This is a genomic window from Microcystis sp. M144S2, from assembly GCF_020246065.1.
Classification (GTDB): Bacteria; Cyanobacteriota; Cyanobacteriia; order Cyanobacteriales; family Microcystaceae; genus Microcystis; species Microcystis ichthyoblabe_A.
The window spans coordinates 1-13,480 of record NZ_JADBTR010000047.1 but is presented as its reverse complement, the minus strand read 5'-3'; the positions used below and the strand labels follow the sequence as shown (position 1 = coordinate 13,480).

14 protein-coding genes are annotated in these 13,480 nt (G+C 40.4%); 5 read left to right on the top strand and 9 right to left on the bottom strand.

Annotation, left to right across the window (positions count from 1 at the left end; translation table 11 throughout):
* Nucleotides 1-214 precede the first annotated feature (214 nt).
* Nucleotides 215-1,063 carry an alpha/beta fold hydrolase gene (locus IM462_RS06445; RefSeq protein ID WP_287701837.1) on the bottom strand — a complete coding sequence of 283 codons (849 nt, stop codon included), beginning with the start codon at nt 1,061-1,063 and terminating at the stop codon, nt 215-217.
* A 58-nt stretch (nt 1,064-1,121) separates the two neighbouring features.
* Between IM462_RS06445 and IM462_RS06440 the strand changes: the two genes are divergently transcribed.
* Complete coding sequence (locus tag IM462_RS06440) at nt 1,122-2,015, top strand: alpha/beta fold hydrolase (RefSeq protein WP_287701836.1); 894 nt, start codon at nt 1,122-1,124, stop codon at nt 2,013-2,015.
* Nucleotides 2,016-2,031: 16 nt separating this feature from the next.
* On the opposite strand, the gene aroH is transcribed toward IM462_RS06440, so the two are convergent.
* Nucleotides 2,032-2,433: a chorismate mutase gene (gene aroH / locus IM462_RS06435; protein ID WP_287701834.1), complete on the bottom strand. Its 402-nt coding sequence runs from the start codon at nt 2,431-2,433 to the stop codon at nt 2,032-2,034.
* Between the two features lie 68 nt (nt 2,434-2,501).
* Nucleotides 2,502-3,323 carry a signal peptide peptidase SppA gene (gene sppA / locus IM462_RS06430; RefSeq protein WP_002793030.1) on the bottom strand — a complete coding sequence of 274 codons (822 nt, stop codon included), beginning with the start codon at nt 3,321-3,323 and terminating at the stop codon, nt 2,502-2,504.
* Between the two features lie 166 nt (nt 3,324-3,489).
* Here sppA and IM462_RS06425 point away from each other — a divergent pair, with 166 nt between their 5' ends.
* Together IM462_RS06425 and IM462_RS06420 are read left to right on the top strand one after the other, a co-directional pair.
* The gene (locus IM462_RS06425) at nt 3,490-3,762 is read left to right on the top strand and encodes a DUF4160 domain-containing protein (RefSeq protein WP_223210775.1); all 273 of its coding nucleotides are present in this window, start codon (nt 3,490-3,492) and stop codon (nt 3,760-3,762) included.
* A gap of 2 nt (nt 3,763-3,764) precedes the next feature.
* On the top strand, nt 3,765-4,610 hold the full coding sequence (locus tag IM462_RS06420; protein ID WP_287701831.1) for a DUF2442 domain-containing protein: 846 nt from the start codon (nt 3,765-3,767) through the stop codon (nt 4,608-4,610).
* 86 nt (nt 4,611-4,696) lie between these two features.
* Here IM462_RS06420 and IM462_RS06415 read toward each other — a convergent pair whose 3' ends face one another.
* From IM462_RS06415 to IM462_RS06390, 6 genes are all read right to left on the bottom strand, one after another.
* Entirely contained in the window at nt 4,697-5,080 is a 384-nt protein-coding gene (locus tag IM462_RS06415) for a hypothetical protein (RefSeq protein WP_287701829.1), read from the bottom strand.
* 19 nt (nt 5,081-5,099) lie between these two features.
* Nucleotides 5,100-6,659: a pentapeptide repeat-containing protein gene (locus tag IM462_RS06410; RefSeq protein WP_287701827.1), complete on the bottom strand. Its 1,560-nt coding sequence runs from the start codon at nt 6,657-6,659 to the stop codon at nt 5,100-5,102.
* Nucleotides 6,660-6,949: 290 nt separating this feature from the next.
* Nucleotides 6,950-8,968: an NAD-dependent DNA ligase LigA gene (ligA, locus tag IM462_RS06405; protein WP_287701825.1), complete on the bottom strand. Its 2,019-nt coding sequence runs from the start codon at nt 8,966-8,968 to the stop codon at nt 6,950-6,952.
* Between the two features lie 14 nt (nt 8,969-8,982).
* Nucleotides 8,983-9,549: a Uma2 family endonuclease gene (locus IM462_RS06400; protein WP_287701823.1), complete on the bottom strand. Its 567-nt coding sequence runs from the start codon at nt 9,547-9,549 to the stop codon at nt 8,983-8,985.
* Between the two features lie 23 nt (nt 9,550-9,572).
* On the bottom strand, nt 9,573-10,136 hold the full coding sequence (locus IM462_RS06395) for a Uma2 family endonuclease (protein WP_287701821.1): 564 nt from the start codon (nt 10,134-10,136) through the stop codon (nt 9,573-9,575).
* Nucleotides 10,137-10,254: 118 nt separating this feature from the next.
* Nucleotides 10,255-11,574 carry an aminopeptidase P N-terminal domain-containing protein gene (locus tag IM462_RS06390; RefSeq protein WP_287701819.1) on the bottom strand — a complete coding sequence of 440 codons (1,320 nt, stop codon included), beginning with the start codon at nt 11,572-11,574 and terminating at the stop codon, nt 10,255-10,257.
* 61 nt (nt 11,575-11,635) lie between these two features.
* On the opposite strand from IM462_RS06390, the gene IM462_RS06385 reads away from it, so the two are divergent.
* Together IM462_RS06385 and IM462_RS06380 are read left to right on the top strand one after the other, a co-directional pair.
* Nucleotides 11,636-12,109, top strand: a complete 474-nt coding sequence (locus tag IM462_RS06385) for a hypothetical protein (RefSeq protein ID WP_287701817.1) — start codon at nt 11,636-11,638, stop codon at nt 12,107-12,109.
* Between the two features lie 214 nt (nt 12,110-12,323).
* Nucleotides 12,324-13,238, top strand: a complete 915-nt coding sequence (locus IM462_RS06380; RefSeq protein ID WP_287701815.1) for a PhzF family phenazine biosynthesis protein — start codon at nt 12,324-12,326, stop codon at nt 13,236-13,238.
* Nucleotides 13,239-13,480 lie beyond the last annotated feature (242 nt).

The following is a 13,480-nucleotide window of genomic DNA, read 5'->3' as shown; positions in this document are numbered from 1 at the left end:
CTTGATTTCAGTTTTTTCCTTGTCAGTAAGGGTGTCAACAAGGAATATTACAGATTGTTAACCGAGTCTTGAAAGCCTTGTGCTACAAAGGTTTGAAATGTTAAGAAAGATGTGACTAAAGGACAGCTTGATAAGGGGGGTATCTGAAAGTTTTTAATACCTACCTACTTAGGGCAGCGTAATCCAGCTTAAAATTAGCTCAATTACCTTCTAATTAAACATCGTCATTTTCCCGAACAGATAAAAACTCAGCCACCGCTTGATTAAAAGTTTCAGGTTTCCCTAAAAATGCCCAATGATTACCCGGTATTTTTTTAATCTCTAGAGAAGTTAAATACTTTTTATAGGATTGAATTTGCCAAGTAGTGCGATTTAATCCTTGTTGGGGAAGGATCAATAAACTGGGAATATCTAAAGCTTTAGTTAATCCAGCAAACCCCATGACATCCTCAAAAATTTCCCCGCGTGCCGATAAAGTAAATTTACTGCTCCAACTGCCATCAGCTTTTTGTTCGATGGCATTTTTAAACACCTCTTGCTGTAAATTTGACCAACCTTTATATTGTTTTAATTGACGAGCGATCGCTTCTATGCTCTGATAACTATCAAAGGAACGAGTAATCTTTAAAAAGGGCAAAACTTGATAGAGAATTGGAAAAGTTATCCTAATCCAACTAGGCATTTTATCGATAAAAAAGGGATCGACTAAAATTAAACTCTTAAATACTTCCGGCTGTTGAGTTGCCCAAATTGCCGCTATTTTAGCACTCCAAGAATGACCTAAAATATGTGCTTGCGTCCAACCTAAATGATTAATTAAAGCCCTTAAATCGCCGATATAATCCTGAAAGTGATAACCCGTTGCCGGTTTACCGCTTTCCCCATGTCCCCGCAAATCTGGGGCAATAACTTGATAATTTGAGCTTAAATAATCGCCCAAGCTTGACCAAACCAAAGCATGATCCGCCATGCCGTGCAATAATAATAGAGGCATACCTCGATCGCTCCATTGTAAATAGGAAATTGTCATCGAGTTATTGGTAAAAGTCCGGCGTTGTGGCATAAATTCTCGGCTGATTTTTACTCTATAATTTAAATATCACTTAATAAAACTTCATACAATGGCACTACAATCTCCGATCACTGCGACTAGCTTAGAGCAATTGTCTTGGACATGGCAAGGTCACACCATCCCCTACACTGTGCGGGGAGAAGGACAACCCCTAGTCTTAATTCACGGTTTTGGCGCATCTATCGGTCATTGGCGCAAAAATATCCCCGTTTTAGCGGAAAATGGCTATCAAGTCTATGCCCTAGATCTCTTGGGATTTGGGGGTGCGGATAAGCCCGCTTTAGATTATAGTCTCAACCTTTGGCAGCGGCAAATACAAGACTTTTGGCGGGAAAAAATCGCAAAACCGACCGTATTTATTGGTAATTCCATCGGGGGACTGATTGCCTTAATGCTGATGGCAGAATCTCCCGAAATCACTGCCGGAGGAGTAATTATCAACTGTGCCGGAGGATTAAACCATCGTCCCGAAGAATTAAATTTCCCTTTGCGTTTAATCATGGCTGCCTTTACCGGTTTAGTTAGTTCTCCCGTGACAGGAAAGTTTATTTTTGAACAGGTAAGGCAGAAAAATCGCATCCGTAACACTTTAAAACAGGTTTATCGGGATCATACCGCGATTACCGAGGAATTAGTCGAAATTCTCTATCAACCCTCCTGTGATGCGGGTGCGTGGGGAGTGTTCGCATCGGTGTTGACAGCATCCCCCGGACCTTCTCCCCAGGAATTATTACCGCCAATCGATCGCCCTTTATTGGTACTCTGGGGAGAGGATGACCCTTGGACACCGATCGCCGGTTCGGTAATTTACCAAGAAAGAGCTAAAATGGGAAATAATACCCAATTTTATCCGATTGCCAAAGCTGGTCACTGTCCCCACGATGAACATCCCGAAAAAGTTAATCAATTAATTTTGAGTTGGCTGTCGGAAATGGGGATTTAGTCAGTTATGGAAGATTTTAGCGATTAATAGTTACTGGAGAAATCTGCCAATCGGGGCGAAGATTTTTCGCCCCCCGGAGATAGACGTGCTGCATTTCCCCTTGTAGTTTGGGAGTATTAACGTGGAGAATTACGCGAATACACTTTTCTAGACTACCAGCGACCTGCATCTGTTGCACATCGAGGAGGGGGACATTTTGCCAATGGGGACGTTCGCGAGCGATAGCAGCGGGGAAAATCGCGTCTAAATCCTGAGTTGCCGTAAAGATAATACTAACAATATCATCGGGATCGAGACTATTGTGAATTTCGATCGCTTCGAGGAGTTCTGTTACTGCTTCTCGTATAGCTTCAATAGTATTAACCGTTACCGTCGTTGCTCCCCGAATGGCTCGAACCTTCCACTGCACGATTGTCATCCTCCGCTAATCCTGATGAGTCAATTTTAGGGGTTAACGCGCCCTTTTTCTCGACTTTAATCTGGTCATCAGGGTCGGTATAACCACAACAGTTGTCCGTTAACTTCCAATTCAAATTCTAGACGCTGTAGGGTTTTTTGTAATCCTGGGGGTATTTGGGAACGATTGCCCGTCAGACGACTAAGGAGGGGTTTCGGTTCTTCGATAGTCTGACATTTAGTTTTATCTGGGGGTAATCCTGCCAATTCTAGCGCCCAAAGTCGGGCATCTTCCTCGGTTCCTAAGCGATCAACGACTCCTAATTCTAACGCCTGTTGACCGGTAAAAATGCGCCCATCGGCAAAACTTTTCACCTGATTGACATCTAAATTTCTCGCTCCGGCGACGGTTTGCAGAAATTGCTGATAACTGGTATCGATCATATCCTGAAGAATTCTTTCTTCTTCATCAGTTAATTCTCGATCAAAGGAGAGAATATCTTTATAAGGGCCCGATTTAATCACTTTAAACGAAACTCCCACCTTATCCAACAATCTTTCCAGATTGTTCCCCCTCAGGATAACACCGATCGAGCCGGTAATCGTGCCGGGGTTAGCCATAATATAATTAGCCCCCATACCGATATAAACGCCGCCAGAGGCGGAAATATTGCCAAAACTAGCGATTATTTTCGTGGTTTTTTGTAACCGCTTCAATGCTTCATAAATTTCTTGGGAATCCCCCACGGTTCCCCCGGGGGAGTCAATACGGAGAAGTAGGGCGGGATATTGCCTTTCTTTAACGATTTCTAGGGCTTTTAAGACTCTTTTGCGGGTATCGGAGGCAATTGCACCTGTAATTTCTATTCGAGCGATTTGTTTGCGGGTTTTCGGTTTAAAAGGCCAGACCATCAGGTTTAAATATCTCTCAAAAAAGGACTCTCTCTAATCTAACGCTTTGATCGTTCTAGGTTAAGCAGACATTATATTTCAGAATTTAAGGACAAAATGTCTGGTTAAGTGTATAATGGCATTAAGTGACCAGAGTTGAGGTAGGCGAGGTGAAGATTTGGGCAAGGTGGAATCCTTTAATTTAGATGGCTTAGATCTGTTTTTCAATTCTCACGATCATTTGCCACCTCATTTTCATGTTCGTAAACCGGGCCAATGGGAAATTAGAGTTTTTTTCTTACTTTGTAATCAAGAAAATGGTCTAAATTTTCAGGTGAAATGGCCCGCCAATGCCAAAATATCTAGTAAGGAAAAAAAGCAAATTCTTGACCACGTTTTAGCGAATCGTTCTGCGCTCCTAATTGAATGGGAGGCAAAGGTCTGTACCCGGGAGAATTAATCATGTTAAATAAGCCAGAAATTACTGTTATAATTGAGGATAAAGAAATTTATAATTTCTTGCCAGAGTTTCAATCTGTGCAGATTCTTTCCTTACCAGATTTAAAGAATATTGATTACTTAAAAAACATCTTTATTTGTACTTCTTTGACTGGTTTAAAAGCCGTGTCAGATATTGCCAGAAATGCTAATGATAAACATCATCTGCGAGGTCTTTTTATCCGAGCAGACATTGATTCTATCTGCTTGCCGCAACTATTTAAACAGGCCAATTTACGCACCCTGCGAAATACCCTCGTTTATCGAGATTTTACTTTACCGACAAGGGTAATTAATGCTTGGATTTGGGGAGCGCAAGAGCATTTAATCGCCACAGCTTTAGTTATTGGGGAAAGTTTATTAATCAGTCGCTGTGATCTCAATGATCTAGAAATTCCCTTTGCATCTATGCCAGCTTTACAGCGTATTCCTCTAGAAGAAAGAGAGAAGTTTATTATAGCAGAAGATGGTAGTTATATTCATTGGCCAGTCGTGGATATTCATCTTGATATAGAGGCTTTTTTGAGTGTGATTGAACCAGTAGCAAAACAAAAGTTTGCAGCGATTAAATTAAAACATGATCAGATTTTTGGTCGAGCGATTGCCTCTTTACGCAAACAGCATCAACTGCGACAATCAGATATTATAGGAGTATCCGAGCGTCAAGTGAGACGCATTGAACAGGGAGAAGGAACAAAGGTAGAAACCCTTAATTTATTTGCCCAAGCTCACAAAATGGAACTTAATGATTATCTTAATGCTGTTGCTGGGTTAATCGATAATACTTCCGTAGATTTGCTCCAATCTTAGAGCTTATTTATCAAGCAAACATAAAAATAAATGCAGGGCGATCATTCCTCGATCACCCTAGTTTTTCTGACAAGCATTTTTTATTTTCAGTTTCCGCAGTCATAATAGCTTATGCCACTTTCTTTATCTTTCTTTTTCGGGTTTTTCCAATTGGGACACCAATCGTTAAGAGGTCTGACAAATGAGCCTCTTTTATATTCATTCTCTATTATTGGTAGAGCGTTATCAGCATCTTGCTTGGTTGGGAATAAGATGACACTCACATAATATTCTCCTCGTTTAAATAAATAATTTTGGTTTCGATATTGCGGTAATCGTCCAGACAGTTGTTCTATTTCCCATTGTGCTTGTTGAATGCCTCGATCTGAACCATAAACAACCCCATAGGAAGCAGTTTGAGAAGATACTTGGCCAGCAAGACCAATACTTAATATTAAAGTTGTTAGGATTAAACGCTCTCGATTATTCATACTATTTGATCCCTGTTTATTAGGTTTTAATTTGACGCTTACAGTCTTGAGAAGTTTTAGCTTCTAGATTAATAGAAATATCTCGTTTTTCTTTTAACTCTTTTAAAATATCTTTCGTTAGTAGATTACCGAATTGATTGGTATTATAAAATGTAGTGCTGGTGGTAAAACAAGCATAATCGAAATTAGTTGCTGGATTAAATACTACGTTTTCTAGTCTAACACCATCAAAGATAGTTTCCTTTAAAATAGTTCCATCAAAATTTACATTAATTGTACCTTGAAAAAATTTTGCCAGCGACATATTAGCATTAGTGAAATAAACATCTGTTAGATTTGCTCGACTAAAATCGGATCGCCCTAGCTGTGAATCCACAAATAATCTTACACTCTTAATAGTAGAGTCTGTCATATCTGCCCCAGTAATTGCTATTCCTAATGGCTTTTTATCCACCATAACTTGATCAACATTATTTAATACCATACCTGCGAGATTTGCTCCATCTAATTTAATTTCTGGCTGAGTAGATAGCTTGTTATTATCAACAGTAATTAACTGTGATTCAGCCAAATAAATGATAACTTTTCCTTTACGTTTGCCATCTAATTGTTCTAAAACAGAGAGAGTTAAAGCTTGAGCAGTTGATCTAAATTCTGGTAACAGCCTTGCTGCCTCATCCTTTGGGTGTAATTTTGTATAACCTGATGTTTCTTTGATTTTTTTTGTCTCTACAATTAAACCTTGCATTTTGGAAAAATAATCAGTCAAAATTTCCTGCTGTTTTCGCTCTTGTGCAATTTGATAATCTCTAAAGTCGGCTGCAGAATTCAGATAGAAAGCGCCCAGGGCTAACATTAGAGGTACTATCAATAATTGTAGCCAATCCCAAAAGCTTTTTTTCTGAAAGCCCGACCATTTAAAATTTGATATCCAGTTAGATACTATCGCTACATTAGCGATAATAAGTAGTAATAATAATAATGGAAGTATCCCCCTTAGCCAGGGCATATCAGTGACGAACCCATAACCATCATTTATTAAACCAATTGCAACAACTATTAAAAAGGCAAACAAAAACAAGAATATGTACGGCAAAATTTTTCGATTGCCCAAAAAATCTCCAAGTTTGCTATGTTGAAGCTTCGGTGAAACTTGCTTTAAATAATCCTCATAACTTAGGTCGGGGGAAATTGGTTTTGTATCTCCAGAATATTCATAATCTGGATTGCCTGTCAATATCCGAAAAGCCAATTCCTTACCTGTGATTGTCTTATTAGGTGAATTGTCTGGTAAGTCCTGTAACCATCTCAAAGCATATTTAAGTCGTTCTATAACTTCGTCGCTTTCAAAGGGTGATTTAACATCAGGAAGAATTCTTAGGTCAAAATCACGAATATCGTGGCGTTTTAGGAGTTGCAGTTCTTGTTTTTCTAGAGTTCCTAAACTAAAGAAATGCGTGTTCGATAAGCTAATTCCATAATGCCATGTTTGATATTTTTCTCGCCATTCGACCAGCTTGCCATAATATTCGCTCTCTGTCCGCACATTTTCTTCAATGCCGATAATTAAAGAAGCCAACTCTGAAGTTATCATTAATATAAACCCCTGTTATTTATGTTATTTTTATAAAAAGTTAGAGAGAGTTTGAATATCCGTGAGGACTAGCACTATATACCTATTCCTTAGAATAGCAGAAAGTCCTTAACTAGAGACATTTACTTAATATAATGTTACTTTTATCGTCCTTAAAAATTGACTGTTTATCTGATGAGTTTGTTTCTAGATTAAATCAAGTTTATCGCCCAGTTTGGTTGATATTTTTTAAGGATGAACTTGTCTTTTATGTTAATGAAATAATCCAGATTTGACTAGACTTTTTCGACTTCGATTAATTCGAGTAATTGTGCTTCAGTTAGCTGAGTAATGCCCAATTCTAGGGCTTTTTCTAGCTTAGAACCCGCCGCTTCTCCTAGCACTAAATAATCAGTTTTTTTGCTGACAGAACCCGTCACTTTCCCCCCGGCTTTTTCGATTAATTCTTTCGCTTCCTCCCGTTTGAGAGTTGGTAAAGTGCCAGTAATGACAAAGGTTTTCCCTGCTAAAGTCGCTTTTGTGGTGGTGGTTTTTGCTGCTGCGGCAAATTGTAAACCGGCCGCCTGTAATTTAGCGACTAAATCCCGATTAGCCTCGATTCTAAACCAATCATAGACCGATTGAGCGATTTCTTCACCGATACCATAGACAGAAGCTAAATCAGTCACGCTGGCGTTAGCTAACTCCTCCACAGTCCGAAAACTTTCGGCGAGAATTTTGGCGTTAACGCTGCCCACATAGCGAATCCCTAGCCCATAAAGTACCCTCGACCAGCTTTGATTTTTGCTCTGAGCCATAGCTGTAATCAAATTTAAGGCGGATTTATCGCCCATTCGGTCTAATTTGGCAATTTCCGTTTTTTCGAGGCTGTAGAGGTCAGAAATAGCGGTAACTAATCCCTGTTCAATCAGCAAAATTACCACTTTTTCCCCTAATCCCCGGATATCGAGAGCATCGCGACTGGCCCAATGTACTACACTTCCCCGCAAAATCGCCGGACAGGAACTATTAACACAGCGCGTCACCGCTTCCCCCACCGGACGGACTAGGGGAGATTGACATTCAGGGCAATTAGTGGGCATCTGAAAGGGTAAGGTGTGGCTAGGACGCAATTCTGGCAGGATTCTCACCACTTCCGGGATAATTTCCCCCGCTTTGCGGATAATTACCGTGTCACCGACGCGGATATCTAATTCGGCCACTCGATCGCTATTATGTAAAGTAGCCCTTTGTACGGTGGTTCCTGCTACCTGTACCGGTTCCATCACCGCCATGGGTGTAACCGCGCCGGTGCGTCCCACATTGACGATAATATCTTTAACTACCGTGGGGACTTCTTCGGCAGGATATTTTAAAGCGATGGCCCACCGGGGGAATTTTTGAGTGAATCCTAAGCGATTTTGTCGCTGTAAATCGTTGATTTTGACTACGACACCATCGGTCATGTAGGCTAATTGATGACGTTTTTCTTGCCAATCTTGATAGTATTGCGCCACTTCTTGCAGGGATGGACAGAGTTGACGGTGGGGATTAACCAGAAATCCCATGGTTTCTAATCTATCTAAGGATTGCCATTGAGTAGTGATATGGTTATCGTCTAAATGCAGGGTATAGGCAAAAAATTGTAAGCGTCTTTTATCAACTATTTTCGGATCTAATTGTCGTAGGGTTCCTGCTGCCGCATTGCGGGGATTAGCAAAGAGAGATTCCCCTTTTTCTTCTCTTTCTTGATTGATTTTATCGAAGGTATCGAGGGGTAAAAAAGCTTCGCCGCGCACTTCCACAATTGCCGGGGGATTATCTATATTTAAGCGTAAAGGAATAGAGCGAATTGTCCGCACATTGGGGGTAATATCTTCGCCGGTGACTCCATCCCCTCTGGTAACACCTCTGACTAAAAAGCCGTTTTCGTAGGTTAAAGCTAAAGCGGAACCATCGATTTTTAATTCACACACATATTCCGTGTCTTGGGTTTCATTTATATATCTTTGCCAACGGCTGCCCCATTTATTTAATTCTTCGAGGTTAAAGGCATTTTCGAGACTATACAGGGGAATATTATGACGGACAGAAACGAATTGACTAGAGATTTTATCTCCGACTCTTTGGGTGGGACTATCGGGGGTGATTAATTGGGGATAACGCTTTTCTATGTCTTCTAATTCCCGATAAAGTTGATCATAAACGCTATCGGGTATAAAAGGATCATCAAGAACATAATAAGCATAACTGGCCCTTTGTAGTTCTGTTTTTAGTTGTTGGCAACGTTGTTGGATTTCTAAGGGGATAGTCATAATCGTTAATAATGCTACTGGGCAAAAACCATTTGAGGAGTTAATTGTAAATCGGGAAATGTCACCGATATTATCCTATCTTCCTGATTAAATTCTGCTAGTTCATAAAATCCCGAAATCAGGGTTAAAACCGATATTTTTAGGGACATAGGATCGATAATCCAGTATTCAGGAATGCCTCTTACCGCATATTCTGAACGTTTATAACGGTAGTCATCATCGGCATTACCGGGGCTAACAATTTCTACAACTAAGAGGGGAGGAAATTCAATCACTGCTGTGGTCATATTTCTAATCTCTTGACATTGTTCAGCAGTTAAAATCATTAAGTCTGGGATTCTCGATTTAGCTTTATCGGTGCGAATTCCCACCGTAGCGGGCATAACTTTCCAAGTTAGATTTAATCTTTTAATTTCTGCTATTAAATAATCATAAAGAAAGGCAAGAATTAAAGCATGAAAGCCACTAGCGGGAGGCATGGAAATTAATTCTCCGTTAAATAATTCGTACTTATTATCTGTGGAGTCCTGATAATTTAAATATTCTGCAAAGCTATATATTTTTTGTCGGGTAGCAATCATAAAAGTCTCCAGCTAAGATTTTACTATTCAAAGACCATTTGAGGAGTTAATTTTAAATCAGGAAATGTCACCGATATTATCCTATCTTCCTGATTAAATTCTGCCAGTTCATAAAATCCCGAAATCAGGGTTAAAACCGATATTTTTAGGGACATAGGATCGATAATCCAGTATTCAGGAATGCCTCTCACTGCGTATTCTGAACGCTTATAACGGTAGTCATCATCGGCATTACCGGGGCTAACAATTTCTACAACTAAGAGGGGAGGAAATTCAATCACTGCTGTGGTCATATTTCTAATCTCTTGACATTGTTCGGCAGTTAAAATCATTAAGTCTGGAACTCTCGATTTAGCTTTATCGGTGCGAATTCCCACGGTAGCAGGCATAACTTGCCAGTCTAATTGTAGCCTCTCTATTTCCCTTTCCAACACCTTAAATATATATCTAAGTATCAAAGCATGAAAGCCACTAGCGGGAGGCATAAAAATTAATTCTCCGTTAAATAATTCGTATTTATTATCTGTGGAGTCCTGATAATTTAAATATTCTGTAAAGGTATATATTTTTTGTTGGGTAGCAACCATAATAATCTCTAAAAAAAACTTAATTTAATCTCCTTTTTGAGGATAGATATTGCCTTTAATCCCCCCTCAATAAGGGGGTTAGGGGGGAACTGACAATTTTTAACACCTAGCTTTTTACTTAAGATTCGATATCCTCAACTTTTTTGGGAACCGTTGCAGTTAAAACCTCATTTCCTGTGGCAGTAACTAACACATCATCTTCGATACGGATACCGATACCCCGCCATTTTTCTGGCACTTCCGGCTGTCCTTCAGCCGGTTTAATATCGGGGGCGATATAAATACCGGGTTCCACGGTTAAAACATGACCAGGCTGCAAAGTTTGCCAAGTTTCTTCGTTAACTTTATAACCTCCTGCATCATGGACATCTAATCCTAACCAATGACCAGTTCTGTGCATATAAAAAGGCTTATATTTTTCCTCTTTAATTATCTCATCAATGTCGCCGACCAATAGCCCTAAATCTACTAATCCCTCCACAATTGTCCTCACGGCTGTGTCATGAAAAAGATTATAAGGATTACCGGTTTTTACCACTTCAATCGCCTTTAGTTGAGCTTCCAGAACAATTTCGTAGATAATTTTTTGTTCGGGGGTAAATTTACCATTAACGGGAAAAGTGCGGGTAATATCACCGTTATAGTAATTGTAGGCACAACCGGCATCAATTAACAAAAGCTCATTTTCTTGTACTTGGCGATTATTGTTGATATAGTGCAGAATACAGGCATTAGCACCACTAGCAACAATAGAAGGATAAGCAGGACCCATACCCCCTTCTAGGCGAAAAGTATGCTCAATTTCCGCTTGAATTTGATACTCGTAGTGACCAACTTTGGTAAATTCTCTGGCCCGATTATGTGCCTGTGCTGAAATAGCAGTTGCTTTGCGAATATTGTCCAATTCGGCCTCGGTTTTCAGTAAGCGCAAAGGATGGAGAATAAAATTAGTATCTTCTAAAGCAGTCGGTCCAGTGCCGCGACGGGGAAAAGTGGCGATTAATTTTTGCCAGTGCTTTAGAACAGTTGTATTAAAAGTTTTGTCCCGGCCGAGATGATAATAAATTCGATCGGCTTTTTCGAGATATTGAGGTAATTTTTCGTCCAATTCTTCGATAGAATAGGCCTCATCAGCAGCAAAAATCTCCTTTGCTCCTTCCACACCGTGGAGATAGCCTGTCCAGGTTTCTTTTTCCGGGTCCTTTGGCTGTACGAACAGGATAAACTGATGTTCGGGGTGATGGGGTGCTAAAATCGCCACCGCCTCCGGTTCATTAAATCCTGTCAGGTAAAAAAAGTCACTATCCTGACGATAGGTGTATTCTACGTCATTGTGCATGACCACCATGGGCGCACTGCGAAAAATTGCGGTTCCATTGCCGATTTTTTCCATTACCTGCTGACGACGGTGTTGAAACTCTCTGCGATCGATGCCCATAGATATTCCTAAAAATGTCACAATAAGTCCTAGAGTCTATTATCGCTAATATTTTTAATTTATGACCCCTGAAGAACCGGATTTTTCCCAAGATATCATCGAAAGGCGCGAGTTTACCCTAGCAGATTTTATCGCTCAAGAGGGGGCGGATTTCCTCAAAGGGGAATCTCCTGTCCCCAAATTAGTGCAGGTAAGGACTGAAATTAAACAGTTTATTGCCGCTAATTTAGGGGATTCTTCGGGAGCTTTGCAGATAATTTTACAGCTTATCGTTGATGAAGAATTAACAAAAGTCAGTCAAAATTTAGATAATCCCGTTCAAGCTTTAGAGTTAATCCTAGAAGAAATTTTAGACAATCAAGAATTACTCTATGAATTAGTACACCGAGTCGATGTGAAATGGGGACAATTATACGGAGAACGTCCCTATTTTCAAAAACCCCATCAAAAACCTCACCCTGAAGACGAATACACCCACAATTCCGTCAGAGATAAGTTAGTCAGTTTATTAGCCAGATTAGAACCGAATAAGTAGTAGAGTCTATAGCAGTTATTAGGAGACTCCGAGACGATTCAAGACATACCTTATCTTTGGGAAAAACTCTGTATTTTCATTATTTCTTAGTCAACAAAGACTAACAGGACTGACAAGGAGTATCTATCCCTAGACAGACAACCGGGGGGCGGTCAGAGGTGAAGATAGGTGTAAGATAAAAAAATTCTCCGATAACTGTTGCCCTATCCCCCGCGTGCCTACCTATTCCTACTATACCGCCGATGTTTTTAGCGATCGCATTTTTGGTGGTAATCCCCTGGCGGTTTTTCCGGAAGCGTCTGGATTAACCCACACCCAGATGCAAAAAATCGCCGCCGAATTTAACTTCTCGGAGACAGTCTTCGTTTTTCCGCCAGAAACACCCCAAGGCACTAAAAAAGTCCGGATTTTCACCCCCAGTACCGAGTTACCCTTTGCGGGCCATCCTACCGTCGGCACAGCCTATATTTTAGCCCTAATCGGCGCTATTCCCCCCTACCAAGAAACCACGATTTATCTAGAGGAAGGAGTCGGTTTAGTACCGGTAAAAATTCTCATGGAGGGGGAAAAACCGGTCTATAGTGAGTTAAAAGTGGCACAATTGCCAGAATTAGTGACGGATACTTATGCTCTCGATGATTTAGCGGTGATTCTTTCCCTAAGCGTTGCCGATTTCTTACCCGGTTATTCCCCCCGCGCCTTTTCCTGCGGTCTCCCTTTTTTATTCATCCCCGTTAAAAATCGAGATATTTTAGGGAAAATAAAACTAAATCTAACTCTCTGGTCATCATTATTAGGTCAATCCCCCGCTAATTCCCTTTTTGTCTGCTGTTTTGACCCAGAATCTCCCCTATCTCGTCTCTATGGCCGAATGTTTGCCCCCGGTTTAGGAGTTATGGAAGATCCCGCCACCGGTTCGGCTGTGGCCGCTTTGGCCGGTTACTTAGGGGCTTTAGAATCTTCTAGGGAAGGGATGAATCAATGGACGATAATCCAAGGGGTGGAAATGGGCAGACCTAGCAACATACAATTAAAGTTTCAGAAAAACAACCGTAAAATTACGGAAGTTTCTGTGGGTGGTGCATCAGTTCTGGTCTGCCAGGGTAAGATGATAATTCCCGATGGGTAAACAAAAAGCGATATAAGTAGCTGGTTATAATTAAATTAAAAATGGATTTTAGGTTCGATCCCCCCTGCCCCCCTTGATCTGTCCTTTAGTCACATCTTTCTTAACATTTCAAACCTTTGTGGCACAAGGCTTTCAAGACTCGGTTAACAATTTGTAATATTCCTTGTTGACACCCTTACTGACAAAGAAACAACTGAAATCAAGTCAGGATAAGGGTTGGAGTGCTTACTGCAAAAATTGTT

Coding starts and splice junctions, on each gene's coding strand:
- IM462_RS06385 (WP_287701817.1), top strand. CDS start 11,636: ATGACCCCTGAAGAACCGGATTTTTCCCAAGATATCATCGAAAGGCGC.
- sppA (WP_002793030.1), bottom strand. CDS start 3,323: ATGGTCTGGCCTTTTAAACCGAAAACCCGCAAACAAATCGCTCGAATA.
- IM462_RS06420 (WP_287701831.1), top strand. CDS start 3,765: ATGTTAAATAAGCCAGAAATTACTGTTATAATTGAGGATAAAGAAATT.
- IM462_RS06415 (WP_287701829.1), bottom strand. CDS start 5,080: ATGAATAATCGAGAGCGTTTAATCCTAACAACTTTAATATTAAGTATT.
- IM462_RS06440 (WP_287701836.1), top strand. CDS start 1,122: ATGGCACTACAATCTCCGATCACTGCGACTAGCTTAGAGCAATTGTCT.
- ligA (WP_287701825.1), bottom strand. CDS start 8,968: ATGACTATCCCCTTAGAAATCCAACAACGTTGCCAACAACTAAAAACA.
- IM462_RS06395 (WP_287701821.1), bottom strand. CDS start 10,136: ATGGTTGCTACCCAACAAAAAATATATACCTTTACAGAATATTTAAAT.
- IM462_RS06390 (WP_287701819.1), bottom strand. CDS start 11,574: ATGGGCATCGATCGCAGAGAGTTTCAACACCGTCGTCAGCAGGTAATG.
- IM462_RS06400 (WP_287701823.1), bottom strand. CDS start 9,549: ATGATTGCTACCCGACAAAAAATATATAGCTTTGCAGAATATTTAAAT.
- IM462_RS06445 (WP_287701837.1), bottom strand. CDS start 1,063: ATGCCACAACGCCGGACTTTTACCAATAACTCGATGACAATTTCCTAT.
- aroH (WP_287701834.1), bottom strand. CDS start 2,433: ATGACAATCGTGCAGTGGAAGGTTCGAGCCATTCGGGGAGCAACGACG.